Annotated in this window: 23 protein-coding genes; 14 read left to right on the top strand and 9 right to left on the bottom strand. The window is 69.0% G+C overall.

Annotation, left to right across the window (positions count from 1 at the left end; all coding sequences use genetic code 11):
- The first annotated feature begins 15 nt into the window (after positions 1-15).
- Positions 16-1,416 (top strand): DUF6351 family protein, encoded by a 1,401-nt coding sequence (locus ACLJQ7_RS32925; RefSeq protein WP_410652052.1) that lies wholly within the window; start codon positions 16-18, stop codon positions 1,414-1,416.
- On the opposite strand, the gene ACLJQ7_RS32920 is transcribed toward ACLJQ7_RS32925, so the two are convergent.
- Positions 1,311-1,898 carry a nitroreductase/quinone reductase family protein gene (locus ACLJQ7_RS32920; RefSeq protein ID WP_410652051.1) on the bottom strand — a complete coding sequence of 196 codons (588 nt, stop codon included), beginning with the start codon at positions 1,896-1,898 and terminating at the stop codon, positions 1,311-1,313. The two genes, ACLJQ7_RS32925 and ACLJQ7_RS32920, sit on opposite strands and share 106 nt — an antisense overlap.
- Between ACLJQ7_RS32920 and ACLJQ7_RS32915 the strand changes: the two genes are divergently transcribed.
- Positions 1,828-2,124, top strand: a complete 297-nt coding sequence (locus tag ACLJQ7_RS32915; RefSeq protein WP_410652050.1) for a hypothetical protein — start codon at positions 1,828-1,830, stop codon at positions 2,122-2,124. The two genes, ACLJQ7_RS32920 and ACLJQ7_RS32915, sit on opposite strands and share 71 nt — an antisense overlap.
- Positions 2,125-2,157: 33 nt before the next feature.
- On the opposite strand, the gene ACLJQ7_RS32910 is transcribed toward ACLJQ7_RS32915, so the two are convergent.
- Positions 2,158-3,381, bottom strand: a complete 1,224-nt coding sequence (locus ACLJQ7_RS32910; protein WP_410652049.1) for a PQQ-dependent sugar dehydrogenase — start codon at positions 3,379-3,381, stop codon at positions 2,158-2,160.
- A 63-nt stretch (positions 3,382-3,444) separates the two neighbouring features.
- Between ACLJQ7_RS32910 and ACLJQ7_RS32905 the strand changes: the two genes are divergently transcribed.
- The 3 genes from ACLJQ7_RS32905 to ACLJQ7_RS32895 all read left to right on the top strand — a co-directional run bounded on the left by ACLJQ7_RS32905 (position 3,445) and on the right by ACLJQ7_RS32895 (position 5,827).
- Positions 3,445-4,350, top strand: a complete 906-nt coding sequence (locus tag ACLJQ7_RS32905) for a 2-hydroxyacid dehydrogenase (protein ID WP_410652048.1) — start codon at positions 3,445-3,447, stop codon at positions 4,348-4,350.
- 32 nt (positions 4,351-4,382) lie between these two features.
- Positions 4,383-5,207: a DUF72 domain-containing protein gene (locus ACLJQ7_RS32900; RefSeq protein WP_410652305.1), complete on the top strand. Its 825-nt coding sequence runs from the start codon at positions 4,383-4,385 to the stop codon at positions 5,205-5,207.
- 77 nt (positions 5,208-5,284) lie between these two features.
- The gene (locus ACLJQ7_RS32895; RefSeq protein WP_410652304.1) at positions 5,285-5,827 is read left to right on the top strand and encodes a DoxX family protein; all 543 of its coding nucleotides are present in this window, start codon (positions 5,285-5,287) and stop codon (positions 5,825-5,827) included.
- Positions 5,828-5,889: 62 nt separating this feature from the next.
- Here ACLJQ7_RS32895 and ilvD read toward each other — a convergent pair whose 3' ends face one another.
- Together ilvD and ACLJQ7_RS32885 are read right to left on the bottom strand one after the other, a co-directional pair.
- Positions 5,890-7,734, bottom strand: coding sequence for a dihydroxy-acid dehydratase (gene ilvD / locus ACLJQ7_RS32890; protein WP_410652047.1), 1,845 nt, complete (start codon positions 7,732-7,734; stop codon positions 5,890-5,892).
- Positions 7,735-7,797: 63 nt separating this feature from the next.
- A complete protein-coding gene (locus ACLJQ7_RS32885; protein WP_410652046.1) occupies positions 7,798-8,256 on the bottom strand; it encodes a PH domain-containing protein in 459 nt (152 codons plus the stop codon).
- A gap of 321 nt (positions 8,257-8,577) precedes the next feature.
- Between ACLJQ7_RS32885 and ACLJQ7_RS32880 the strand changes: the two genes are divergently transcribed.
- From ACLJQ7_RS32880 to ACLJQ7_RS32865, 4 genes are all read left to right on the top strand, one after another.
- Positions 8,578-10,470: an acetolactate synthase large subunit gene (locus ACLJQ7_RS32880; protein WP_410652045.1), complete on the top strand. Its 1,893-nt coding sequence runs from the start codon at positions 8,578-8,580 to the stop codon at positions 10,468-10,470.
- Entirely contained in the window at positions 10,467-10,973 is a 507-nt protein-coding gene (gene ilvN, locus ACLJQ7_RS32875) for an acetolactate synthase small subunit (protein ID WP_076162709.1), read from the top strand. Before ACLJQ7_RS32880 ends, ilvN begins: the two co-directional genes overlap by 4 nt.
- Positions 10,974-11,010: 37 nt before the next feature.
- Positions 11,011-12,024, top strand: coding sequence for a ketol-acid reductoisomerase (gene ilvC / locus ACLJQ7_RS32870; RefSeq protein ID WP_410652044.1), 1,014 nt, complete (start codon positions 11,011-11,013; stop codon positions 12,022-12,024).
- Positions 12,025-12,099: 75 nt separating this feature from the next.
- A complete protein-coding gene (locus ACLJQ7_RS32865; protein WP_410652043.1) occupies positions 12,100-12,375 on the top strand; it encodes a DUF397 domain-containing protein in 276 nt (91 codons plus the stop codon).
- Here the strand turns inward: ACLJQ7_RS32865 and ACLJQ7_RS32860 are convergent.
- Positions 12,369-13,382, bottom strand: coding sequence for a hypothetical protein (locus ACLJQ7_RS32860; protein WP_410652042.1), 1,014 nt, complete (start codon positions 13,380-13,382; stop codon positions 12,369-12,371). The two genes, ACLJQ7_RS32865 and ACLJQ7_RS32860, sit on opposite strands and share 7 nt — an antisense overlap.
- Positions 13,383-13,426: 44 nt before the next feature.
- A complete protein-coding gene (locus ACLJQ7_RS32855) occupies positions 13,427-13,897 on the bottom strand; it encodes a hypothetical protein (RefSeq protein ID WP_410652041.1) in 471 nt (156 codons plus the stop codon).
- Positions 13,898-14,018: 121 nt separating this feature from the next.
- On the opposite strand from ACLJQ7_RS32855, the gene ACLJQ7_RS32850 reads away from it, so the two are divergent.
- The gene (locus tag ACLJQ7_RS32850; protein WP_410652040.1) at positions 14,019-15,002 is read left to right on the top strand and encodes a DUF5937 family protein; all 984 of its coding nucleotides are present in this window, start codon (positions 14,019-14,021) and stop codon (positions 15,000-15,002) included.
- A gap of 440 nt (positions 15,003-15,442) precedes the next feature.
- Here the strand turns inward: ACLJQ7_RS32850 and ACLJQ7_RS32845 are convergent, their stop codons facing one another.
- The 3 genes from ACLJQ7_RS32845 to ACLJQ7_RS32835 are packed head-to-tail and all read right to left on the bottom strand — an operon-like array spanning position 15,443 to position 18,124.
- Positions 15,443-16,399 (bottom strand): ankyrin repeat domain-containing protein, encoded by a 957-nt coding sequence (locus ACLJQ7_RS32845; protein WP_410652039.1) that lies wholly within the window; start codon positions 16,397-16,399, stop codon positions 15,443-15,445.
- Positions 16,383-17,219, bottom strand: a complete 837-nt coding sequence (locus ACLJQ7_RS32840; RefSeq protein WP_410652038.1) for a TIGR03620 family F420-dependent LLM class oxidoreductase — start codon at positions 17,217-17,219, stop codon at positions 16,383-16,385. The genes ACLJQ7_RS32845 and ACLJQ7_RS32840 overlap by 17 nt, the downstream gene beginning before the upstream one ends.
- Entirely contained in the window at positions 17,216-18,124 is a 909-nt protein-coding gene (locus tag ACLJQ7_RS32835) for a TIGR03620 family F420-dependent LLM class oxidoreductase (protein ID WP_410652037.1), read from the bottom strand. The genes ACLJQ7_RS32840 and ACLJQ7_RS32835 overlap by 4 nt, the downstream gene beginning before the upstream one ends.
- 96 nt (positions 18,125-18,220) lie before the next feature.
- Here ACLJQ7_RS32835 and ACLJQ7_RS32830 point away from each other — a divergent pair, with 96 nt between their 5' ends.
- The 4 genes from ACLJQ7_RS32830 (at position 18,221) to ACLJQ7_RS32815 (ending at position 25,477) form a co-directional block, all read left to right on the top strand.
- Complete coding sequence (locus tag ACLJQ7_RS32830) at positions 18,221-18,787, top strand: TetR/AcrR family transcriptional regulator (RefSeq protein WP_410652036.1); 567 nt, start codon at positions 18,221-18,223, stop codon at positions 18,785-18,787.
- A gap of 102 nt (positions 18,788-18,889) precedes the next feature.
- Positions 18,890-20,488, top strand: coding sequence for a phosphoglycerate dehydrogenase (serA, locus tag ACLJQ7_RS32825; RefSeq protein WP_410652035.1), 1,599 nt, complete (start codon positions 18,890-18,892; stop codon positions 20,486-20,488).
- A gap of 304 nt (positions 20,489-20,792) precedes the next feature.
- The gene (locus ACLJQ7_RS32820; protein WP_410652034.1) at positions 20,793-24,197 is read left to right on the top strand and encodes a S8 family serine peptidase; all 3,405 of its coding nucleotides are present in this window, start codon (positions 20,793-20,795) and stop codon (positions 24,195-24,197) included.
- Between the two features lie 233 nt (positions 24,198-24,430).
- Positions 24,431-25,477 (top strand): 3-isopropylmalate dehydrogenase, encoded by a 1,047-nt coding sequence (locus ACLJQ7_RS32815; protein ID WP_410652033.1) that lies wholly within the window; start codon positions 24,431-24,433, stop codon positions 25,475-25,477.
- Positions 25,478-25,623 lie beyond the last annotated feature (146 nt).

Below are 25,623 nucleotides of genomic sequence, written 5' to 3'. Positions count from 1 at the left end.
CCTATTTTTATCCGTATGCCCTCACCGCACAGGACCCTCGTCACCGTGCTCGTCGCGTTCCTCCTCGGCGCGCTGTTCACCGCCGCGCCGGCGTCCGCCGAAGAGGGCTGGCGCACCCACGAAGGCACGATCGATGGTGCGGACTACCTGGTCAAAGTGCCGAAACGCTGGAACGGCACGCTGGTGCTCTACAGCCACGGCCTCTACGTGGAGGAGTGGGGGAAGCCGGAGCGGATCTGGCTGGCCACCAGACCCGAGACCGAGACTTGGCTGCTCGATCACGGCTACGCGCTGGCCGCGTCGAACTACAAGGGTGTCTTCGGGCACGCGATCGAAGAAGCCTTGACCGATCAGATCGCGCTGCTGGACTGGTTCCAGGCCACCGTGGGCAGACCACGGCGGACGCTCACCAGCGGGATGTCCATGGGCGCCGTCATCTCAGTGAAGCTGGCCGAGAACAACCCGGGCCGGTTCGACGGCGTCCTGGCGCAGTGCGGCGAGTACGACACGAAAGGCACCTGGAACAGCGCACTCGACATCCTCTTCGCGCTCAAGACCCTGTTGGCGCCCGATGCGGACATCGACCTGGTCCGGCCTCGTGATCCGGAGGCCGCGCAGGCGGCGCTCGAAGCCGTCGTGACCGAAGCTCAGAAGACCGAAGCGGGCCGGGCGCGGATCGCGTTGGCCGGCGCCCTGGGCACCATCCCCGGCTGGGCGCTCGCGCACGAACCCGAGCCGACGGCGCCCGCCGACCGCCTCGCCCAGCAGGCGCTGTGGGTCACCGGGGTCTACCTGTACGGCTACGGACCGGCCGCACGTCCCGAAATCGAGGGCCGGGCAGGCGGGAACCCGTCGTCGAACACCGGGATCGATTATCGGCGGCAACTCGCCCGGTCCTCCGGGCTCGACCTGGTCCGGCACGCGTACCGGGCGGGCGGCGTGGATCTGGGGGCCGACCTGGACCGGCTCGCCGCGGCCCCGCGGATTTCGGCGGATCCGCGGGCGGAGGCCTACCTGCACCGCTACGCCGTGGCACGCGGCACCACGCCCGCACCCGTGCTGACCGCGCACACCACCGGCGACGGCGGCGCCGTCGCGGGGCAGGCCCGGTGGTACGGCGACCAGGTCCGGCGCAACGGCGATCCCGGCCGGCTGCGGCAGACCTACGTCAGCCGGGGCGGCCACTGTTCGTTCAACGCGGCCGAGGAGATCGTCCTGCTGCGCACCCTGTCGTCCCGGGCCGAAACCGGCCGCTGGCCATCGACCGATCCGCGACGGCTCACCACCGCCGCGACCGATCTCGGACCCGCCTATCGGCTCGTGCTGGAACTGTTCGACCCGCTGGGCAAGGAAAAGGCGATGCCGCCGTTGTTCACCCGGTTCATCCCGCCTGCCCAGCCGAGGCCGTCCAGGTAAGCGTCGGACTCGGCCGGCCGGTTCGTCAGGTCGCGGGAACCCGTTCCAGCACGACGACCGGGATCTGCCTGCCCGCGGCCGCCTCGAATCGTGGTGTGCCGCGAGCGCGACGTCGCTCCCCACGCGCGTGTCGTCCATCCAGTCACGCGTGTCGTCCGTCTGATCACACGTGTCGTCCGTCCAGTCACGCGAAACGACCCGTTCGGAAACCGGCATCCGCGGCGCGGGCACGTTGCGAAAGCCACTTTCGCAACCTTCAACGTTGCGAAAGTGGCTTTCGCAACATCCGGCCGGCCGCGTGACTCGGCGAACTTCGGAATGAGTGCTACCTCCTTCGCCCAGATCCGCTCACGCTCCGCGCCTTCCGCGAGCCGGGCCACGACCGGCACTCGTTCCGCGCCCACCTCGACGATGGTCCGCGGGTTCGCCAGGAGATTGCCGTACCAGACCGGATGCCGCGGGGCCCCCGATCTGGACGGCATCCAGCAGCTCCGCCTCGTCATCGAGCGGCTATGCGCCCGGGCCGGCGCCGCGGGCGTGCTCCGCCCCGGCGTGACCACCGACGATCTGCTGCTCCTGCTGGTCTCCCTGGGCCACGCCGTCCAGATCACCGACGAGTGCCGCCCGCGGATGTGGAACAGGCTGCTGCACATCTCCCTCGACGGCCTGCGCGCGGATCGTCGCGAACCACTTCCCGGCTCCCGGTGAGTAGCGCGTCATCGCGAGTCCACCGGCAGGCACTCAGTCCTTGCCGCCCCCGCCGGAGCTGGCCGACGGCGTGATGATGACGACCCGGTCGTCGCTCGAAACCGGTGCGCCGCCGTCCTTGTTGACCGTCCCGGCGAGCGCGATCTGCGGATTGACCATGCTCATCGCGGACAGCCTGCCGAAGGTCTTCGGCGGCTTGCCTGCCTTGCCGTCCATGAAGACGTTCGGCTTGCCGGTCACCGCGCCGTCCGGGGTGACCGGCAGGTTCTGGAGGTTGCCCGCGGTCGACGTCGTGATCGTGAGATAGCCGGTGGCGCCGACGAAATCCGCGCAGCCCGCCACACCGGGTTTGTCGGTCCAGCTCCAGGCCGGGGTGGTCAGCGGCTGGCCGCCACGAAGCCGGTACAGGACGTCCTTGTCGGCCAGCCTGTCGGTCAGCCATACGCGGGAGCCGGTCTGGTCGCGGCAGATCCCGCCGGGGGAGTGGACGCCGGTCGAGAAGACCGCCGAACCCGGTGTGGGGTTGCCCGACGCCGGTTTGCCCGACGTGTCGACGCGCAGAACCTTCCCGGCCAGTGACGCCGGATCTGCCGCGAGCCCGGGGTTGCCCGCGTCGCCGGTGGCGACCAGGAGCGCGCCCTTGGCGTCGGTGCCGATCGCGCCGCGGTTGCCGGTGGCGCCCTTGGGGATGCCGGTCAACACGGGTTTCGGCGCCTGGCCCTTCGCCAGCCGGACGACCCGGTTGTCGGTCGGGGTGGTGATGTAGGCGAAGACGAGCTGGTCTTCGGCGAAGCCGGGGGATAGGGCCAGCGAGGTGAGGCCGCCGTCACCGGAGCCGTCCACGGGGACGGTCGCCCAGCCGGCCGGGTCCTTCTCCGCGACGGCGAGCATGATCCGGCCGCTCTTGCGTTCGCCCGCGAGCGCGCTGGGCGCGGTGCCGTCACCGGGGATCGCGGCCACGGCGGCGACGGTGTCCAGGCAGGTCGCGATGACCGCCTTGTCGAAGTCCTTGCAGCCCTGCGGCGGCGGGACCGGCTTCGGCGTCTGGTTCGGCCCGTTGCCGCGGCCGGGGCCGGAGTCGCCCGCTTCACCGCCTGGCCCGATCTGCGGCGGGACCTCGGGGGACGGCGGGTTGACCGGGGTGAACTTCTGCCCGGCGGCGGTGTTGTCGAATTCGGCGCAGCCGGAGAGCATCAGCGCACCGCAGGCCAGTATGGCCAGCGGCGCGGTCCATTTCCGCCGGTACCGGGTACGCACGGGCTCAAGCCTAGGTGGGCATGCGTGAGCCACGGGTAAGAGCCTGTGGATACCGTGGTGATCATGACAGTGACCGTTCTCGTGCCCGACGAAGTGGGAGTGGCCGCGCTTTCGGAGATCGACGGCGTGCGTCCGGTGGTGTACCGCCACGGTGAGGCGGTGCCGCCCGAAGCCGCCGAGGCCGAGGTCCTCGTGACCGGTGACCGGCCCACCGAGGAGCTCTGGCGCGAACTGCCGAACGTCAAACTCGTGCAGCTGCTGGCGGCCGGCGCCGAGGACTGGATCGGCAAGATGCCGGACGGAGTCCTGCTCTCCACCTGCCGCGGCGCGCACGGGGGAAGCTCGGCCGAGTGGGTCGTCGCGGTCCTCCTGGCGATCTACCGCGGTCTCGACGGTTTCGCCGACGGGCTGCGCCGGAAGCACTGGGAACGCCGGACCACCGACACCTTGCAGGGCAAGCGGGCCCTCGTCATCGGAGCGGGCGATCTCGGCAGGCAGTTGCGACGGCGGCTGGAGACGTTCGACGTGCGCTGCACGATGGTGGGCGCCACCGCTCGCGAGGGCGTCCACGGCGCCGACGAACTCCCCGCCCTGCTGCCCGAACACGACATCACGGTCCTGATGGTGCCGCTCACGCCGCATACCCGGGGCATGGTCGACGCGGAGTTCCTGGCGGCGATGCCGGATGACGCGATCCTCGTGAACGTTTCGAGGGGGCCGGTCGTGGTCACCGACGCGCTCGTCGCGGAACTCGCGTCGGGACGGCTGCGCGCCGCCCTCGACGTCACCGATCCCGAGCCGTTGCCCGGCGGGCACCCGCTGTGGGACTGTCCGGGACTGCTGCTGACGCCGCACGTCGCGGGCTCGGTGAGCGGGCGGCGGCAGCGCGCCTACGCGGTGGTGGTCCGGGAACTGAGCCAATATCTGGGTGGGGAGTTGCCGAAGAACCTGGTCCACGGCGAATACTGAGCATCGTGGCGAATCTTCATGTCGGTTGCGCGATGTGGACGCACAAGGCGTGGGGCGGGCGGTTCGTGGCGCGGTCGCTTCCGGCCGGGGAGCGTCTGCGGGCTTACGCCGGCTGGTGCAACGCGGTCGAGGGCAACACCACGTTCTACGCGACCCCCGCCAGGGACACCGTCGAGACGTGGGCGCGGCAGACCGGCCCCGGCTTCCGGTTCGTGGTCAAGCTGCCGAAGGTCGTCACGCACGAGCGACGGCTCGCCGGTGTCGAGACCGAGATGCGGGCGTTCCTGGACGCGGTCGAACCCCTCGGTGAACGGGCGGTTCTGTGGACTCAGCTTCCTGGCTCGTTCGGCCCGCCGGACGCCGACGCCCTCGGCCGCTTTTTGCGCCGTCTCCCCGCCGGGCTCCGGCGGGCCGTCGAGGTGCGTCACCCGGCGTTCTACACCGACACCCACGCGACGTCGCTGCTGGAGAGGACGCTCGCCGACGCGGCCGCCGAGTGGGTGCCGTTCGACACCACGGTCTTCTTCGCGAGCCCGCCGGTCAGTGAGGCCGAACAGGACGCCTGGGCCAAGAAACCCCGGCTGCCACGGCGGACGCGGGCGCTGACCGACCGGCCGATCGTCCGCTATCTCGGCCGGGATTCCGCCGAGGAGACCGCGCGGGGATGGGAGCCGTGGACCGAAGTGGTCGCCGGGTGGCTGCGCGACGGCCGGTCGCCGACGGTCTTCGTGCACACCCCCGACAACGACGACGCACCCGCGCTCGTCCGCCGGTTCCACGACGACGTGCGGGCCCTGGTGCCCGGTCTCGACCCGTTGCCCGAGCCCGAACCGATCGAGCCGGCGACCCTGTTCTGACTCGCTCCGGCGGTTCAGTCGCCTGGCGGGCCGGATTCGCCTACCCTTCGCGCGTGAGCGATGACTACCAGACCAGCATGATCTCGGACGTGGCCGACTCCGACCGCGGCCCGAACCCGGCGGAGACCAGGGGCGGGATCGATCTCGGTCTGCTCGTCCTGCGCGTGGTGCTCGGCGTGACCATGGGCGCGCACGGGCTCCAGCATCTGTTCGGCGCTTTCGGCGGGCCCGGGGTCGGCGGTTTCGCCAAGGTGCTGGGCAACTTCGGCTACACCAGCCAGACCACGCTGCTTTCGTGGATCACCGCGATCAGCGAGGTGGTCGGCGGCGCGCTCGTGCTGGTGGGCCTGTTCACCCCGATCGGTGCCGCGGCGCTCCTAGGGGTCTGCGCGAACATCGTCTACGTCAAGTTCGGCGGCGGGTTCTTCCAGAAGCAGGGGCAGGGTTTCGAGTTCGAACTCCTGCTGGCCGCGGCCTCGCTGACCGTGCTGCTCGCGGGCTCCGGGCGAATCGCGCTGGACGTCAACACCCCGTGGCGGAAGCGGCCGCTCTCGTTCGGGCTGATCGGGCTGCTGCTGGCGGCGGCCGCTTCGGTCGTGGTGATCGTCCTGTGCCGCTGACACGCGACGCATTCAGAGGACTAAATGCGCTCGAAGGCCGCATTTAGTCCTCTGAACGCGGGTTACTTGTTCGGGTCGCGGACGGCGCCGGTGTCGGCAGAGGTCGCCATCCGCGCGTAGGCCCGCAGCGCGGCGGTGATCTTCCGGTCCCGCGAGACCGGCTGCCACGGCCGCTCGCTCGCCTCCATCTTCGCGCGCCGCTCGGCCAGCACGTCCTCGTCGACGAGCAGTTCGAGACGGCGCTCGTGGACGTCGAGCAGGATCCGGTCGCCGTTCTGGACGAGGCCGATCGTCCCGCCCGCGGCGGCCTCGGGCGAGATGTGCCCGACCGAGATGCCCGACGAGCCGCCGGAGAACCGGCCGTCGGTGATCAGCGCGCACTTCTTGCCCAGTCCCGATCCCTTGAGAAACGCCGTCGGGTGCAGCATCTCCTGCATACCGGGGCCGCCCGCCGGGCCTTCGTAGCGGATCACCAGCACCTCACCGGGCTGGATCTCCTTTTTGAGGATGGCCGAAACCGCCTCCTCCTGGCTTTCCAGCACCCGGGCCGGGCCCTCGAAGTGCCACAGTTCTTCGTCGATCCCCGCCGACTTGATGACGGCGCCGTTCTCGGCGAGGTTGCCGCGCAGGATCGCGAGCCCGCCGTCCTTGGTGTACGCGTGCTCGACGTCGTGGATGCAGCCGTCCGCGGCGTCGGTGTCCAAAGAGGACCAGCGGTTCTCGGTGGAGAACGCCTCGGTGGTGCGGACCCCGCCCGGCGCCGCGTGGAACAGCTCCACGGCCCTGTCCGAGGGGGCCTTGGCGCGGATGTCCCAAGTGGACAGCCACGACTCGAGATCCGGCGAGTGCACGGAGTGGACGTCGGTGTTCAGCAGGCCGCCGCGGTACAGCTCGCCGAGGATGGCCGGGATGCCGCCGGCGCGGTGGACGTCCTCCATGTGGTAGTCCGAGTTCGGCGCGACCTTCGACAGGCACGGCACGCGGCGGCCGATGGCGTCGATGTCGTCGATGGTGAAGTCGACCTCGCCCTCCCGCGCGGCGGCGAGGATGTGCAGCACCGTGTTGGTCGAACCGCCCATCGCCATGTCGAGGGCCATCGCGTTCTCGAACGCCTTCTTCGTCGCGATCGAGCGCGGGAGCGCGGACTCGTCGTCGTTCTCGTACCAGCGCTTGCACAGCTCGACGACCGTGCGCCCGGCGTCGGAGAAAAGCGCTTTGCGGGCGGCGTGCGTGGCGAGGGTGGAACCGTTGCCCGGCAGGGAGAGCCCGAGGGCCTCGGTGAGGCAGTTCATCGAGTTCGCGGTGAACATGCCCGAACACGAACCGCAGGTCGGGCAGGCGGAACGCTCCACAATGGACAGCCCGTCCTCGTCGACCTCGCTGCTGGCCGACGCGGCGATCGCGGTGATCAGGTCGGTCGGCGCCTGCGCGACCCCGCCGACGACCACGGCCTTCCCGGCCTCCATCGGCCCGCCGGAGACGAACACCACCGGGATGTTCAGCCGCATGGCGGCGTTCAGCATGCCAGGGGTGATCTTGTCGCAGTTGGAGATGCAGACCAGGGCGTCGGCCTGGTGCGCGTTCACCATGTACTCGACGGAGTCGGCGATGATCTCGCGTGAGGGGAGCGAGTAGAGCATTCCGCTGTGCCCCATGGCGATCCCGTCGTCGACGGCGATCGTGTGGAACTCGCGGGCGACCCCGCCCGCCTCCTTCACCGCGCCGGCCACGATCTCGCCGAGGTCCTTGAGGTGCACGTGTCCCGGCACGAACTGGGTGTAGGAGTTCGCGATGGCGACGATCGGCTTGCCGAAGTCGCTGTCGGTCATTCCCGTGGCGCGCCAGAGCGAGCGGGCGCCCGCCGCGTTGCGGCCGTGGGTGGTGGTCCGGGAACGGAGTTGAGGCACGGCTGACTCCAAGGTTCGGCATGGGGACCAGGGCGAACGAGCGCCAAACTGGTCCTACCAATCCTACTCCCCGGAATCGCCGCTCTTTTCCGGAGCCTTGGCCACGTCGTCGGTCAGCCCGGAGGGATCGGCCATGCGCCCCGCGCTGACCAGCGAAATCACCGGCAGATGACGGGTGCGCACGGCGGGGAGGGGGACCTTGGACTCGTCCTTCAGCACCGCCTGCACCTTCGCCTTGTCGGTGATGGCGAGGCCCTTGAGCGAGGTCCACGGCAGGTCCTTCCGCCCGAACATCGTGCGGACCTCCAGTCCCTTGGCCGTCGCCGTCGTGCGGGTCCGGATGACGAACACCGCGAGCGCGATCGGGAAGATGTAGAGCCACTGGAGATACGGCACATCGCCGAACGCGACAGGCGTCACACAGACGACGAGGAAAGCGATCGCCAGCAACGCCGTGTTCGGAATCTTGAAGACGGCTTTGGGAGCCTCGTTCGCCTGTTCCTGCTGCTTTTCTTCTGCCACGTCAAAGATGGTGCACCGCCGCCTCGAAGGCCCCGAACGCGGGGCGTGCAGTCCCCCGGAGGTGTCCAGCATGCGGAATCGCCGTCCCGCAGAGTTGACACTCTTGACGGCGACCGGCTAGCTTCACTCTCGTGACAACGCAGACCGGCCTCGTACTTCCCAAGCGCGTCGACGCTTAGGGAAGTCTCCGCTGCGTCGACGCGCGACCCTCGTGCGACCACTCCGGTCGGCGGGGGTTTTTTGTTGCCTGGAACAATCTTTACTGCCGAACCAGCCAATGAATACCCGAACGAGTGACTAGACAAGACGAGGCAAACAGCGATGACCAGTGCCACCTCGCGAGCTGATGCGAACACCGGTACCCCCGGTGCCCGACCCAAGCCGGCGCCGCCCGCCGGGACCCCGGTGCGGGTCACGGGCGCGCAGTCGCTCGTCCGCTCGCTCGAGGCGGTGGGCGCCGAGGTCGTGTTCGGTATTCCCGGCGGCACCATTCTCCCGGCGTACGACCCGTTGCTCGATTCGACGAAGGTCCGCCACGTCCTGGTCCGTCACGAGCAGGGCGCGGGCCACGCCGCCACCGGGTACGCGCAGGCGACCGGCAAGGTCGGTGTGTGCATGGCCACCTCGGGTCCCGGCGCGACCAACCTGGTCACCCCGCTGGCCGACGCGAACATGGACTCGGTCCCGGTCGTCGCCATCACCGGGCAGCAGTCCCGCGCGCTGATCGGCACGGACGCCTTCCAGGAAGCCGACATCTGCGGCATCACGATGCCGATCACCAAGCACAACTTCCTGGTCACCGACCCGGCCGACATCCCGCGCACCATCGCGGAGGCCTTCCACCTCGCCTCGACCGGCCGCCCCGGCCCGGTCCTGGTGGACATCCCCAAGGACGTCCTGCAGGAGATGACCTCCTTCTCCTGGCCGACGGAGATGCGGCTGCCGGGCTACCGGCCCACGCTGCGCCCGCACGGCAAGCAGGTCCGCGAGGCCGCCCGGCTGATCAGCAAGTCACGTCGCCCGGTCCTCTATGTCGGCGGTGGTGTGATCAAGGCCGACGCCTCGCGCCAGCTGATGGAACTGGCCGAGCTGACCGGGATCCCGGTCGTCACCACGCTGATGGCGCGCGGCGCGTTCCCCGACTCGCACCCGCAGCACCTCGGCATGCCGGGCATGCACGGTTCGGTCGCCGCCGTCGCCGCGATGCAACGGGCGGATCTGCTGATCGCCCTCGGCGCCCGCTTCGACGACCGCGTCACCGGGCAGCTGTCCTCGTTCGCGCCGGACGCCGCCATTGTCCACGCCGACATCGATCCGGCCGAAATCTCCAAGAACCGCAAGGCGGACGTGCCGATCGTCGGCGACTGCGCGGAGATCATCACCGAGCTGATCGAGGCCGTCCGCGCCGAGACCGACAAGTCCGCGAAGCCGGATCTGAAGGACTGGTGGACCCAGGCGAGCGCCTGGCGTGACGACTACCCGGCCGGTTACGAGTGGCCCGAGGACGGGACGCTTTCCCCGCAGTACGTCATCGAGCGCATCGGTTCGCTCGTCGGCCCGGACGCGGTCTACACCGCGGGCGTCGGCCAGCACCAGATGTGGGCCGCGCAGTTCGTGAAGTACGAGAACCCGCGCACCTGGATCAACTCCGGCGGTCTCGGCACGATGGGCTTCGCCGTCCCCGCCGCGATGGGCGCCAAGTTCGGCATGCCGGACAAGCAGGTCTGGGCCATCGACGGCGACGGCTGTTTCCAGATGACGAACCAGGAACTGGCCACCTGCGCCATCGAAGGCGCGCCGATCAAGGTCGCCGTCATCAACAACGGCAACCTCGGCATGGTCCGCCAGTGGCAGAACCTCTTCTACTCCGAGCGGTACTCCAACACCGATCTCGGTACCCACAAGCACCGCATCCCCGACTTCACCCTGCTCGCGGAGGCGCTCGGCTGCGCCGGGCTCCGCTGCGAGACCAAGGAGGACGTCGACGCCACCATCCGGCGTGCCATGGAGATCAACGACCGCCCCGTCGTGATCGATTTCGTGGTGGGGAAGGATGCCCAGGTGTGGCCCATGGTGGCCGCGGGCACCGGTAACGACGAGATCATGGCCGTGCGCGGGATCCGCCCGCTCTTCGACGACGACGAGGTCGCCGCCGCTGGCGAAATCGACGCAGCGGAGCTGAACGCCGCCACAGCCGAAGGAGACGCCCGATGAGCGTGCACACCCTGAGCGTTCTGGTCGAGAACAAGCCCGGTGTCCTCGCGCGGGTTTCCGGACTGTTCTCCCGGCGTGGTTTCAACATCGAATCCCTCGCCGTCGGGCCCACGGAGAATCCCGAGGTGTCCCGGATGACGATCGTGGTCGCCGTTGAGGAGCTACCGCTCGAACAGGTGACCAAACAGCTCAACAAGCTGGTCAACGTCATCAAGATCGTGGAACTGGAAAAGTCCACCGCCGTGCAGCGTGAACTGCTGCTGGTCAAGGTCCGGGCCGACGCCACCGTGCGCAGCCAGGTCCTCGAAACGGTGCAGCTCTTCCGCGCGAAGGTGGTGGACGTGTCGCCCGAGGCGCTCACCGTCGAAGCCACCGGGACGTCGGACAAGATCGGTGCCCTGCTGCGGATGCTGGAGCCCTATGGCATCCGCGAACTGGTCCAGTCCGGAATGGTCGCGGTCGGCCGGGGCGCCCGGTCCATCACCGCCACCTCCGCCCGCTAGAAATCTTCGTAAGTCAGGAAAGGAAGTAGTACCCCTCATGGCAGTGGAAATCTTTTACGACGACGACGCGGACCTTTCGATCATCCAGGGTCGCAAGGTCGCCGTGATCGGCTACGGCAGCCAGGGTCACGCGCACTCGCTGAGCCTGCGCGACTCCGGCGTCGATGTCCGCATCGGTCTGCCCGAGGGCTCGAAGTCGCGGGCCAAGGCCGAGGAGCAGGGTCTCCGCGTGCTCACCCCGGCCGAGGCCAGCGCCGAAGCCGACCTGATCATGATCCTCGCGCCGGACACCAAGCAGCGCGCCATCTACGAGAAGGACATCGAGCCGCACCTCAAGGACGGCGACGCACTGTTCTTCGGTCACGGCTTCAACATCCGCTACGACCTGATCAAGCCGCCGGCAGGCGTGGACGTCGCCATGGTCGCGCCGAAGGGCCCTGGCCACCTCGTCCGCCGCCAGTTCGTCGACGGCAAGGGCGTTCCGGCGCTCATCGCGGTCGAGCAGGACGCCTCCGGCAACGCGCAGGCGCTCGCGCTCTCCTACGCGGCCGCCATCGGTGGCGCCCGCGCCGGTGTCATCAAGACAACCTTCACCGAGGAGACCGAGACCGACCTCTTCGGCGAGCAGGCCGTCCTCTGCGGTGGCGCCTCCGCGCTGGTGCAGACCGGTTTCGAGGTGCTCACCGAGGCCGGCTACGCCCCGGAGATCGCCTACTTCGAGGTGCTGCACGAGCTGAAGCTGATCGTCGACCTCATGTACGAGGGCGGCATCGCGCGTCAGCGCTACTCGATCTCCGACACCGCCGAGTACGGCGACCTGACCCGCGGCCCGCGCGTCATCTCGCCGGCGGTCAAGGAAGAGATGAAGAAGATCCTCGGCGAGATCCAGGACGGCACCTTCGCCCGCGAATGGGTCGCCGAGGACGAGGCCGGGCGGCCGAACTTCACCAAGCTCGAGGAGCAGGGCAACCAGCACCCGATCGAGGAGACCGGCAAGAAGCTGCGCGACCTGATGTCGTGGGTGGACCGGCCGATCACCGAGACCGCCTAGTTGTCACCACGAAGGGGCCCTTCCTCGCGAAGGGCCCCTTCGTTTTGCGTACCGGAAAGCGATAGCGTTGACACCATGAGTGAGCAGCCGGTGGACGACAAGGCTCATGTCAGGCCCGAGCTGGACCTGAGCGACGCGGTGTGGATCCGGGCGGAACCGGAAGGCGCGAACCTCGAAGACCGCGCCGAGTACGCGCTGGTCCCGCACACCGACGGCGTCACCTATACCGCGATACGCCAGGCTTCCGATCCGGACGGCCATGTCCTCGTGTTCACGCCGACGGAATGGGACGCGTTCGTGAAAGGCGTGCGGGACGGCGAATTCGACCTGCCCGCCCAGTCCGATCAATAAGGCAAGACGTACGCGTGGCTCATGTCGGAGTCGTGCGTGGTGGTCGAGCCTTCCGAATCGGTGAGCCCGGTGGCCTTTCCCTGGATGCCGGCGGCCTCGCCGCCCAGCCACTCGGCCTTGACGTAGGCGTTGAACCGGGGGATGCAGCCCGGCGCCTTGCTCACGGAGAAGTCCGCTTTGTTGAGCGGCACGTACTTGTGGTGTACCCAGTACGGCACCTCATGCGTGACCTGGACGCTGCTGTCGGTTTTGCAGAGTGTGCCGTCCGCCTTCCACTGGTTGACGAAGAGCGTGAACTTCACCTTTGTGGTCTTGTATTTGTCACAGGTGATGCCCCGTAGGCAGACCTGCAGCTCGACGTCGCCCACCACGTTGAGGCCCTGCACGGTCGGGGGGAGGGTGAAGTGGTCGAGCGTGGGCTCCCACACCTTCGGGGAATCGGCGTGGAGACCACGGACTCCCGTGCTCACGCTGGACTGCACCGGTTGCCCGTCGGTGGCGTTGGTGACCGAGGTGTCGGCGAACGTGAGGTACCCGCTGACCAACCGGTAGGTGGCGTCACTGGCCGGGCTGAGCGAGTTCCCCCGCACGTTCGCGGTGCAGGTGACCGTGCCCGCGACGCCGGGGTGGACGAGGAATCGGGTGTAGAGCGTCACGTCCTGGTTCAGGGAGCCCGAGTTCACGTCGTACACGTTCTGCCCGATCACCATGTTCTTGCTCCAGCCGCCCGGGCCACGGCAGACGATCTCGTTGTCGAAGAGGCTGCGAATGCTGGCGTTGTCGACCCGCATTTTCGAGACCACGTAAGCGGTCTGCGTGGCGGTCATGTTCAGCGAGACGCTGCCCACGGGGGTGACGCTGTGCACGACACCCGACTCCGGGAGCTTGGGTACCGAGATCGTCTGCGGGGTGAAGGTGACCGATGTCGCCGCTTGGGCGGGGGTGGCGGCCAGCAGGCAGGCGGTCAGGACGAAGACCGCTGTCGCGGCGAGGGAACGGACTTTCAAGTGAAACCTCCTATGTCGGTGCTGCTCGTCACGGATCCGATCGGTCAGTTGTCCGGCGGCGTTCCCACGGAAGGACCGGAGCAGGCGCTCAAGGTGCGGAAGCAGGTGAAGTATTCGAGGCCTTCGGCAGGGTTTCCGGTGGTCATCCAGACATAGACCTTGTTGGCCCCGCCGTCGGCGTCCGCGCTGACGGTCAGGTGCGCAGGTCCGGATTCGTCGCACCAGGTGCTGGAGCTCTGCCAGCCCAGCCAGGCGCTGCCCGCCCTGGCCTCTGCGTAGATCCGGCGGCATCCGCTGGCCTTGAACGCTCCGTCGACGCCGACCGATCGGTTGTACCAGGTGACCGTGCCCTTGTAGTAGCTCGCTCCGACCACGATCGCGAAGGAACTGGTGGGGTAGGCGGTGACCGCGGCGGTGGCGGGTGTCGCCGCGAAGACCATCGCGCCCGCCGACGCGGCCGCGGCCACCGCCGCGCCGGCCTTTCTCGTACGGCTCTTCGCCTTCGATCTCAGCATGATGACCACTCCTGGATTCTTCGAGTAAGGGGTGCAGTCGCCACTCAACCGCTGGTGCACTCGTGCCGGAAAGAATTCGAGCCCGTTCGAATCCGCCGCGGCGACTGCTAGCGTCGGCGTAGTGCTCACATTGCGGGTCGACGCCGACACGGTGTCCAGGACGCGGTTGTCACCTTCCCCCGCATCGGAGTCCATGGCGTGGCTGAAACTCGCCGCCGCGTCGGGGCGGCATCCGGTGTTCGGCGACCCCGGCCCACTCGCCCGCGCGTCACTCGCCCATCCGGACGTCGCCCTGCTCGCGGATCTGTTGCCGCGCAACGGCGACACCTACACACCCGACCTGCTCACCCCGCAGCCGGGCACGGGCACGCAGCGCCGTGATCTGATCGACGAGCAGATCGCCCAGATCGAGGCGGTGGCGCAGGACGACCTCGAAGAGCAGCTTTTCACCTACACCCGGACCCACTGGAGCAGGCCGCTGCGGGCAACTACGATCCGGATCGCGGAATCGGGACGGCTGCAGCGGCGGCTCGCCAACGGTCTCGCCCGTTTCTGGCGGGACTCCCTCTCCGACGGCTGGCCGGAACTGCGCTCGATCCTCGACCAGGACATCGCCCATCGCGCGACGGCCATGGCCACCCACGGCGTCGGCCGGACGCTCGGCGCACTTCACCCCGACATCGCCTGGACCGGTGACGCGATCAGTATCGCCAAGTCGTGGGACGGCGAAATCGACGCCACCGGCCGGGATCTGGTCTTCGCGCCCAGCGTGCTCGGCCGGCCCGGCGTCATCATCCAGGTCGACACGCCTGGGCAGCTCGTCCTCTACTACCCCGCCCAACGGATCGGCACCAGCCGGGACCGCCGCTCCGGAAACCTCGCGGAGGTGGTCGGCAACGCCCGGGCGGTCCTGCTCGCGGATCTCGAAACCGCCCGATCCACCAAAGAACTCGCCACCCGGAGCGGCTACGCCCCGGGCACCATCTCCTACCACCTCGGCGCCTTGCACCGCGCGGGACTCGTCACCAAGGTCAGAGCCGGACGCTATGTGCTCTACCAGCGGACCGCGCAGGCGGCGGGCATGCTGGACGAAGCCGGCGGCTAGCGCGCCCGCCGACAGGATCATCCGGGTGATCCACGCTCGGATATCGGCGATGTCGAAGGATTTCCCGGTCCGACGATCACCTTCCGGGCCGGTTGTCCCGTGAATCAGGACACCCGCCCTGTTGAGCGCGGCCCCTCGAACCTGGTCGGCGCCGCCGTCGCAAGTACTGCCCCACCTCGTGCAATGAAGGGGCCTTTCATTGCAAAATTTGCTATGAAAGGCCCCTTCATTGCACGGGCTGGGTCGGTGGGGCCGGTCGTGCCCCTTCGGGACCTCGCGACCGTCTGGCTTGCCGCGGGGCGTGTTGCGAAAGCCACTTTCGCAACCTTCAGTGTTGCGAAAGTGGCTTTCGCAACACGCGCACCAGCATGGGCCATGGCGGGAAGAGCCGCGGGTAGCGGAATCGCCCGCTCGCTCGCCTGCCGACTTCCACGGCGCGCTCAGGCGCCCCGCAGCACCGCCAAGATCTCCGTCTGCTCGAAATGCTCGGCCCACCCCAAGGCCGACGACGCGTACAGCGAATCCTCGAGCGAGGGATCCGCCCCCACCGCCAACAGAACCCGCACCGCGTCCACATGCCCTCCCTGCACGGCCAGGTGCAGCGCCGTAACACCCTCCCCGTGCGAAAGCCCGCCGAAGGTGCCCTGGCGGTTCACCGATGCGCCGAGTTCCGCCAAAGTCCCGATCGCCGAAGCCTTGCCCTGCGCGGCGGCCCAGGTCAGCGCCGTGCCGCGGTACACGTCGGCGTCCACTTGAGCGCCCCTCGCCACCAGGGTCCGCACGGCGTCGGACCGGTCGTTCCGCGCGGCCCACGAAAGCGCTTCGTCGACGATCTCGGCCGGATCGTCGCTCGGCAGCCATTCCGGGAAACCGCTATGCGGCCGGTGGAATTCGCGATGCGCGCCCGCGGCGGGGGAGAGCGTGCCGTCCGGCGCGAGCAGCTCGTCGAGCAGATCCGCCCGGCCGAGCCCGGCGGCGACGCGCAGGTTGCCGGGGGAGACGCTGCGCGAAGCCAGCAGCTCCGCCGCCTCGCGATGGCCCCAGAACAGCGCGACCACCAGCGGTGTCCCGCCGTCGCCCCGTGCCGGGACGTCGACCGGGGCGCCCGCGTCGAGCAGCATCGTGACCAGCAGCGGCAGCCCGGCGTACCCGGCCTGGTGCAACGCCGTCCAGCCGTGGACGTTGGCCGAAGCCGGATCGGCGCCGTGCTCGAGCAAGATCCGGCACAGCCGCTCGTCACAGGTCGCGGCGGCCATGCCGAGCAGGTCGTTCCCGTTCTTCCCGTGTGCGTGGACGAGCGTGGGCAGGTCACCGATCAGGCGCGCGAACCCGGCGAGGTCTCGCGCGTCGATCAGTTCCCGTGCCTTCTCGAAGGCGAGTTCAGCCGGTGACGTCACGCTCCCGAACGCTACTCCCGACCCCCGACAGAACCCGCCATTCGGCCAGCGGGATCCGGTCGTCGCCGGTCAGGACCTGCAGGCAGACGTGATCCGCGCCCGCGTCCAGCTGCGCCCGCACCCGGGCGTCGATCTCGTCCTCGCCGACGGCGACCAGCGCGTCCACGAGCTTGTCCGAGCCGTGATCCTCCTCGGTGAACCCGAACCGCCGCAGATTCGCCCGATGGTGGGCGGCCAGGTCCAGGTACATCGACACGTGCCGCAGCGCGATCTCCCGGTCCGATCCGAGGACGACGGCCTGCTCGACGGCGAGGAAAGCCGAAGGTCCCAAGGTTTGCCGCGCCAGCGCGGTGTGCTCGACGGGGACGAAGTACGAATGCGCGCCATCGGTGCGTTCCGCGGCCAAGGCCAGCATCTTCGGCCCCAGCGCCGCCAGGACGCGCCGACGCGGGAAGTCCGGTGTGGACAGTGCGGTCTCGTCCATTTCGTCGAGATAGCCGCGCATCGCCTCCAGCGGTTTCGCGCCCGGCAGATGACCGCCCAGCCCGAGGACGAACCGGCCCGGATAGGCCTCCGCGAGGGTCCGTTCGGCGGCGGCCGCGGCGACGGGCGCCCGATGGGAGAACCGCGCGATACCGGTGGCGACGGTCAGCCGCGACGTCGCCGCGAGCAGCAGCCCCGCCTGTGTGAACGCCTCCCGTCCCAGGTACTCCCCGAACCACAGCGTGTCGAAGCCGAGTTCCTCGACCTCCGCGGCCGCTTCGCGAACCTCGCCGATTTCCTTGCCGTCGAAGGAGAACGTCCAAATCCCGACGCTCATCGGGTCACCGCCGTCAGCGCCGGGGCGAGCCGTTCCAGCTGGTCCACCATGGACTGGAGATCGTCTCCGGCGGGGTGGACGAGCACGGTGTCCGCGCCGGCGTCCACGAGTTCCTTGAGCCGCCCGGCGATCCGTTCCTCGTCGCCCCACGCGATCAGCCCGTCCACGAGCCGATCGCTGACGTCGTCGATGTCGGCGTCGGTGTAGCCGAGCCGCTTCCAGCCCTTGAAGTAATGCTGGATGCCGTACTGCTTCATCAGCCCGATGTCCTTCGACACACTCTCCCTCGCCTGCTCGCGATCGCCGAGCAGAACCGAATGGGTGGGGATGAGCAGCTTGTCCCGGCCGAGGATCTCGCGGGCATACGGCGTGTGCTCGAAGGGTTGGGCGAACGGATGCGCGCCGTCCGTCAGGTCCCGCGCGAGTTCGAGCATCTTCGGGCCGACGGCGGCGAGGACACGCGGGAACGGCACCGGCGAAGGGAATTCCTCCGCCGCCGCGGCCATGGCCACGAGGTAGTCACGGGTCTGTTCGAGCGGCCGGTAGTCCGAGCCCGCCTTCGCCGCCTGATACGAGTGCCCGATCCCGACGCCGAGCACGAACCGGCAGGGGAAGGCCTGCGCGAGCGTCCGTCCGCCGCTGTGGGCGGTGTACGCGGGCCGCGACCAGATGTTCGCGATCCCGGTGCCGACTACCACCCGTTCGGTGGCGGCCAGCGTGATGGCGCTGTACGCGAACAGCTCCCGGTTCCCCGGCCCCTCGCCGCCCCACACGGTGCGGTACCCCAGTTCCTCCAGGCGTTGTACCGCCCGCCGTTCCTCGTCCGGTGTCGGTGTGAACATGCCGACCGGCAGCCAGACACCCACCGGGCCCAGCCGCTCCCGGGTTTCTTCGATCAACGTCATTCTCGTCTCCCCAGCTAACATGAGGCAGCCTCCGCTTACGTCGTCCGACTATACGGAGGCTGCCTCCGATTTGTCGAGACTAGGCTCGGGAGCGCGATGGACACCGAGAAGAAGCCGCTGCGGGCGGATGCCCGGCGCAACTACGAACGCCTCCTCGAAGAGGCGAGACGCGCCTTCGCCGCACATGGGGTCGAGGCGTCGCTGGAAGAGATCGCCCGCAGGGCCGGTGTCGGCATCGGGACGCTCTACCGGCATTTCCCGACGCGGGAAGCCCTCGTCGAGACGGTGCTTCGCGAAGGCTTCGACACGCAGGCCGCGGCGGCCCGCGAACTCCTGGACTCCCCGGAGCCGCTGAACGCGCTGAAGGCCTGGCTCGCCGGGATGGGTGAACAGTCGGCGCGCTACCGCGGACTACCCGAACTGATGGTCGACGTCCTCAACGACGAGACCTCGCCGCTGTACGCGTCCTGTCACGCCATGCGGGAGCAGGTATCCCACCTGGTGGAAAGGGCGAAGGTCGCGGAGGAGCTCCGGGCGGACGTCACAGTGCCCGAAATCCTGGTGGTGCTGCACGCGCTTTCCTGGGCCAGTGAACACCTTTCGGGTGACAAGGCCCTCGAACGCCTCCTCGATCTCGTTTTCGCCGGATTACGGGCGAGTTAACAATCCCCTGTCACCAGGGCTAAACTGCGGCGCAACCGGGCACAACGGCGTGACCGACCAATAGTGAGTCGCAGGCACAGACCAGATAGTGGGAGCCGTATCGTGACCAAGCCGAACAAGCCCGTCGTCCTCATCGCCGAGAAGCTCGCCCCCTCCGTGTTGAGCGTCTTCTCCGACGAGGTCGAGGTCCAGCATGTGGACGGCACGGACCGCCCCGCGCTGCTCGAGGCCGTGAAGACGGCGGACGCGCTGCTCGTGCGGTCCGCGACGAAGGTCGACGCCGAGGTCCTCGGCGCCACCACCTCGCTCAAGGTCGTCGCCCGCGCCGGCGTCGGGCTGGACAACGTCGAGGTCCCCGCCGCCACCGAACGCGGTGTCCTGGTGGTCAACGCGCCGACGTCGAACATCGTCTCCGCCGCCGAACACGCCGTCGCGCTGCTGCTCGCCGTCGCCCGCCGGGTCCCGGCCGCCGACCAGAGCCTCCAGGGCGGCGCGTGGAAGCGCAGCGCCTACTCCGGCGTCGAGATCCAGGGCAAGACCATCGGCGTGGTAGGCCTCGGCAAGATCGGCCAGCTGTTCGCGCAGCGGCTCGCCGCGTTCGACACCAAGCTCATCGCCTACGACCCCTACGTCTCGGCCGCCCGCGCCGCGCAGCTCGGCATCGAGCTGGTCACGCTGGACGAACTGCTGGAGCGCGCGGACGCGATCTCCATCCACCTGCCGAAGACCCCGGAGACCAAGGGCCTGATCGGCGCCGAGGCGCTCAAGAAGACCAAACAGGGCGTCATCATCGTCAACGCCGCGCGCGGTGGCCTGATCGACGAGCAGGCGCTGGCGGACGCGGTCGGCTCCGGCCACGTCGGCGGTGCCGGTATCGACGTGTTCGTCACCGAGCCCACCACCGAAAGCCCGCTGTTCGGCCTGCCGAACGTCGTCGTCACCCCGCACCTCGGCGCTTCGACCGCGGAAGCGCAGGACCGCGCGGGCACCGACGTCGCGAAGTCCGTGCTGCTCGCGCTGCGCGGCGACTTCGTGCCCGACGCGGTGAACGTCGCGGGCGGCGGCACGGTCGGCGAGCACGTCCGGCCGTACCTCTCGCTCACCCAGAAGCTCGGCACCCTGCTGACCGCGCTGAACCCGAAGGCCCCGGCCTCGGTCACCGTCGTGGTCAAGGGCGAGCTGGCCGCCGAGGACGTCAGCGTGCTGCCGCTCGCGGCCGAGCGCGGCGTGTTCTCCGGCGTCGTCGAGGACCAGGTCACCTTCGTGAACGCGCCGCGGGTGGCCGAAGAGCTGGGTGTCCAGGTCGAGCTGGTCACCGAGACCGAAAGCCCCAAGTTCCGCAGCCTGGTCACCGTCCGCGCGGTGCACGCCGACGGATCGACCCTTTCGGTGTCCGGTTCGGTCACCGGCAAGGACGAGGTCGAGAAGCTGGTCGAGGTCAACGGCCGTCACTTCGACCTGCGTGCCGAGGGCAACGTGCTGCTGCTCGAGTACCCGGACCGCCCGGGCATCATGGGCCGCGTCGGCACGCTGCTCGGCGAGGCCGGTCTCAACATCGAGGCCGCGCAGATCAGCCAGACCACCGACGGCGCGGACGCGGTCATGCTGCTGCGCGTGGACCGTTCCGTCGACTCGCACCTGCTGGAGCCGATCGGCGCCACCGTCGGCGCGCACACGATCCGCGCGGTCAACTTCGGCTGACCTCCCGAGTAGTACATGAAGGCCCCCATCCTTGCGTTAGGCGCAAGGATGGGGGCCTTCATGTACTTCCGCGATTAGTCGACCAACTGTGGTCGTTGTGTGTCCGGGGTTCGCGAACACGAGCAAGATTCAATAACGGTGAAAAATGCCTACTGAAGTCGGGCTGGTCCCCGGATAGGTTCTTCCGGCGAGGCCGAACCATCGCGTCGTCAAGGGCACGGCGCGGCGCCGGGGCTCACCGTCGGGGGTGTGTTCGAGCGGCAGGCAGGTTCCGAGTCCAGGCCTCGAGTGAGGGCACGTACTCATGAACAGATCCCGCGTACCCCGATGGGCGATCCGCTCGTCGGCCGCGGTCTTCGCCGCGTTGCTCGTGACGTCCGTGACCGGGGCGTCCGCAGCCGCGCAGGATGTCCCTCTCGCGGACGGCGTCACGCCGGCGAAGATCGACCGTAACGGATTCCAGGGGAAGGTCGAGCCGAAGCTCAAGGCCGCCCAAGGCAAGATCACCGCCTTCGTCGAGCTGGCCAAGCAGCCCGCCGTCGACGCCTTCAACGCCGAGCAGAACAAGGGCGCAGGCAAGGAGAAGGCCAAGAAGGCCGCGAAGGACGCCAAGGCCGACGCCGCCGCGACGGTGAACTCCGTCGTCGGGCAGCTCAAGGCCGCCGACGCCGGCACCCAGCTGGTCACGCAGACCGCCAACGCGGTCGCCGGCGCGGTCGTCACGGCCGACGCGGCGAAGATCCGCGAGCTGGCGAAGCGACCGGACGTCGTCTCGGTCAAGAAGGTCGTGCCGAAGACCCGTACCAACTCCAGCGCGGTCCAGCTGACCAACACGCTCGCGTCCTGGCAGCAGACCGGCCGCTACGGCGACGGCATCCGCGTCGGCGTGATCGACGACGGCATCGACTACACCCACGCCACCTTCGGCGGTCCGGGCACGGCCGAGGCGTACAAGGCGATCAACCGCGACCAGGCCACCCCCGCCTTCCCGACCGACAAGGTCGTCGGCGGTATCGACCTGGTCGGCGACGCCTACGACTCGGGCAGCGACGACCCGGCCCTCAACACCCCGAAGCCGGACCCCAACCCGATCTCGTGCGGCCACCACGGCACGCACGTCGCGGGCACGGTCGCCGGATTCGGTGTGGACGAAGCGGGCAAGACCTTCACCGGTGACTACAAGAAGCTGAACAAGAAGAAGATCGAAGCGATGCAGATCGGCCCGGGCACCGCGCCCAAGGCCCTGCTGTACGCGATCAAGGTCTTCGGCTGCGACGGCTCGACCAACGTCACCTCGCAGGCGCTCGACTGGTCGCTCGACCCGGACGGCGACGGCGACTTCACCGACCACCTCGACGTCGTCAACCTTTCCCTCGGCGGCGACTTCGCCACCCCGGACGACCCGGACTCGCTGTTCGTGCGCAAGATCGCCGCGAACAACGTCGTCCCGGTGTTCTCCGCGGGCAACGGCGGCGACCTCAACGACGTCGGCGGCGCGCCGGGCAACACGCCCGAGGCGCTGACCGTCGCCAGCAGCCGTGACGCGTCCGTCCTGCGCGACGCCGTCGAAGCCGTCGCTCCCGACGGCGTCAAGGGTGCGAAGACCGGGCAGTTCAGCCAGAACTACGCGGCTTACGACACGCTCGACGTCACCGCGCCGGTGGTCACGCTGTCGGCCGACAACGCCGCCGGCTGCAAGCCGTACTCCGAGGCCGACAAGGCCAAGGCCGCGGGCAAGATCGTGTTCCTCGAATGGGACGACAACGACGCGACCCGCGCCTGCGGTTCGGGCGCCCGTTCGAACAACGCGCAGGCCGCCGGCGCCAAGGGCGCGCTGTTCTCGTCCACGCTGGAGCACTTCTCGGCCGGGATCGCGGGCAACGCGGCCCTGCCGACGTTCCAGCTGACCGGCAGCGCGACCGCCTCGGTCCGGCCCGCGGTGACCGCGGGCACGCTGCAGGTCCGCATGACCGGCAAGGGCCGCGTGTCCGTGCCGACCACCGACCAGTCCATTGTGGACACCCCGAGCTCGTTCACCTCGCGTGGCGGGCGTGGTCCGGCCGTCAAGCCGGACGTCGCGGCCCCCGGTGACTCGATCGCTTCCGCGCTGAGCGGAAGCGGGGCCGGTCGCCTGGTCATCTCCGGGACGTCGATGGCGGCTCCGCACACCTCGGGTATCACCGCCCTGATCCGTCAGGCACACCCGGACTGGTCGGTCGAGGAGGTCAAGGCCTCGGTCATCAACACCGCCGGTCACGACATCCGTGACGCTTCGGGCCGCGTTTACGGGCCGCAGCGCGTCGGCAGCGGCCGGATCGACGCGAAGGCCGCGCTGGACAACCAGGTCCTGGCCTACGTCGTCGACAACCCCGGCTTCGTCTCGGTCAACTTCGGCGTCGTCGAAGCGGGCGGCCCGGTCACCCTGACCAAGACGGTCAAGGTGGTCAACAAGGGCATCAAGCCGGTCGAGTACTCGGTGGGCTACCAGGCCGTGAACTCGCTCCCCGGTGTCGAGTACACAGTGGACAAGCCGACCGTGAAGCTGAGCCCGCGCGGTATCGCGCTGGTGAAGGTGACCCTGAAGATCGCCGACCCCAAGGCGCTCCGCAAGGTCATGGACCCGACCATGGCGGCCACGCAGGTCGGCCTCGCCCGGCAGTTCGTGGCGGACGCCTCCGGGCGGATCGCGTTCACCCCGAAGAGCGGCACGACCTCATCCCTGCGGCTCGCGGTGTACTCCGCGCCGAAGCCCGTCTCGTCCATCAACACCCCGGGCAACGTCAACTTCGGTGCCGGCCAGAACCAGGCCGTGCTGAACCTGACCGGCAAGGGCGTGGACCAGGGCACCGGCCCGCAGCGGTACCGCTCGCTGATCAGCGTGCTCGAACTGCAGGCGGAATCCCCGCAGCTGCCCGAGTGCGACGGCGACGTCACCACCGACTGCACCCTGAACCAGACCGCCAAGGGCGCCGACCTGCGCTACATCGGCGCCGCGTCGACGGCTCCGCTGGCCAAGGCGCAGGGTGAGCCGGAGAACGCGATGCTGGCCTTCGGTCTCACCACCTGGAGCGACCTGGCCAACCTGGGCAGCAACACCTCGCCGTTCGTGGACATCGACACCACGGGCGACGGGCAGCCGGACTTCGAGACCTACGTCACGAAGGTGACCGCGACCGACGTCCTCGTGGCGGTCACCGTGGCGCTGAAGCCGGGCTTCCCGCAGGTGGACATCCAGCCGATCAACGGCCAGCTCGGCGACGTCGACACGAACGTGTACGACACCAACGTCGTCGTGCTGCCGGTGAGCATCGCGGCGCTGGGCATCGACCCGAACGCCGCGTCGCACAAGATCAGCTACACGGTCGGGACCTCCGGGTTCTACGCGGCGCCGGGTGCGGACTCGTCGACGATCGACTACGTCGGCACGCCGCTTTCGTTCGACGCCTTGGCTCCCGCGTACACCGTCCAGGGCGGCGGCGACTCCGCGCTGGGCTACGTCGCGAAGCCGGGCACGGCGCTGGTGGTCAACCGCAACGCGGCCGCGCAGGACACCGTGCTCGGCCTGCTGGCGATCGAGCACCACAACGCTTCGGGCAACCGGGCGAACGTGGTGAAGATCCAGGCGAACGCCGGTGGTGGCGACACCGGTGTCGATCGGCCGGGCAACGGCGGACGGCACACCGGACGTCAGCCGATCGGGGTGGGCTGACGCGGAAGTGAGGTAACCCGCGTTCGATGAGGTGAGGGACGCCCTGGCGGCAAGCTTCCGCCAGGGCGTCCCTTTGTTTTCACTCTTTCGGCTGTCTCGCTCTGTGGGAGATTCCGGCATAAGGGTGGTGCGGCTACGGCTACCGGGCTACGGCCGGTAACCTTCCGCTGCTGGCGTTTTCTTGCGGATGGGCCATCCGGACTGCCGGTGGCCTGGTCTACGGAGGTGTGTGGATGCGGCTCGCGGTGATCCCAGGAGACGGGATCGGGCCCGAAGTGGTCTCCGAGGCGCTCAAGGTGCTCGGTGAGGTCGTACCGACTGCGGAGATCACGAACTACGACCTCGGCGCCGCCCGGTGGCACTCCACCGGCGAGCTGCTCCCGGAGTCGGTACTCGGTGAACTCCGTCAGCACGACGCGATCCTGCTGGGCGCGGTGGGCGACCCGACGGTGCCGAGCGGCATTCTGGAGCGCGGGCTGTTGCTGCGCCTCCGGTTCGAGCTCGACCACCACGTGAACCTGCGCCCCGCCCGGTTGTACCCGGGTGTGCGCGGACCGCTCGCGGAGGCGAGCGAGATCGACATGGTCGTCGTGCGTGAAGGCACCGAAGGCCCGTACGCGGGCAACGGTGGCCTGCTGCGCAAGGACACCGAGAACGAGATCGCGACGGAGGTCAGCGTCAACACGGCGTTCGGCGTCCGGCGCGTGGTGACCGACGCGTTCAACCGGGCCGAGGCGCGGCCCCGCAAGCACCTGACGCTCCTGCACAAGACGAACGTGCTGGAGTACGCGGGTTCGCTGTGGTCGCGGATCGTCGAAGAGGTCTCGCTGGAGCACCCGGAGGTGACCGTCGCGTACTCCCATGTGGACGCCGCGACCATCCACCTGGTGACCGACCCGTCCCGCTTCGACGTTGTGGTGACGGACAACCTGTTCGGCGACATCATCACCGACCTCGCGGCGGCCGTGACCGGCGGCATCGGGCTGGCGGCGAGCGGGAACCTCGACATCACCCGGCGGAACCCGAGCATGTTCGAGCCGGTGCACGGCAGCGCGCCGGACATCGCGGGCCAGGGTCTCGCCGACCCGACCGCCGCGGTGCTGTCGGTGTCGCTGCTGCTGGACCACTTGGGACAGAAGGAGGCGGCGCGGCGGATCGAGGCCTCGGTGGCCTTCGACCTCGCGACCCGCGACCAGGCGTCGCCCGGGGCGACGCACGCGATCGGTGACCGGCTGGCGGCTCTCGTGTCGTCGAACGTGCGCCCGGTCACGCAGTCGTAGTCGCTTGGGCTGAAGGGGCCCTTCGCCGCATCTCATGCGGGGAAGGGCCCCTTTTGCTTTGCCGCGCCCGTCGCTACGTGATCGAGGAGGCGTGTTGCGAAAGCCACTTTCGCAACGTTGAAGGTTGCGAAAGTGGCTTTCGCAAC

This window comes from Amycolatopsis sp. cmx-4-54 (assembly GCF_046548895.1).
Classification (GTDB): Bacteria; Actinomycetota; Actinomycetes; order Mycobacteriales; family Pseudonocardiaceae; genus Amycolatopsis.
Note: the sequence above shows the minus strand (reverse complement) of the source record. Positions and strands in the feature narration are given on the sequence as shown.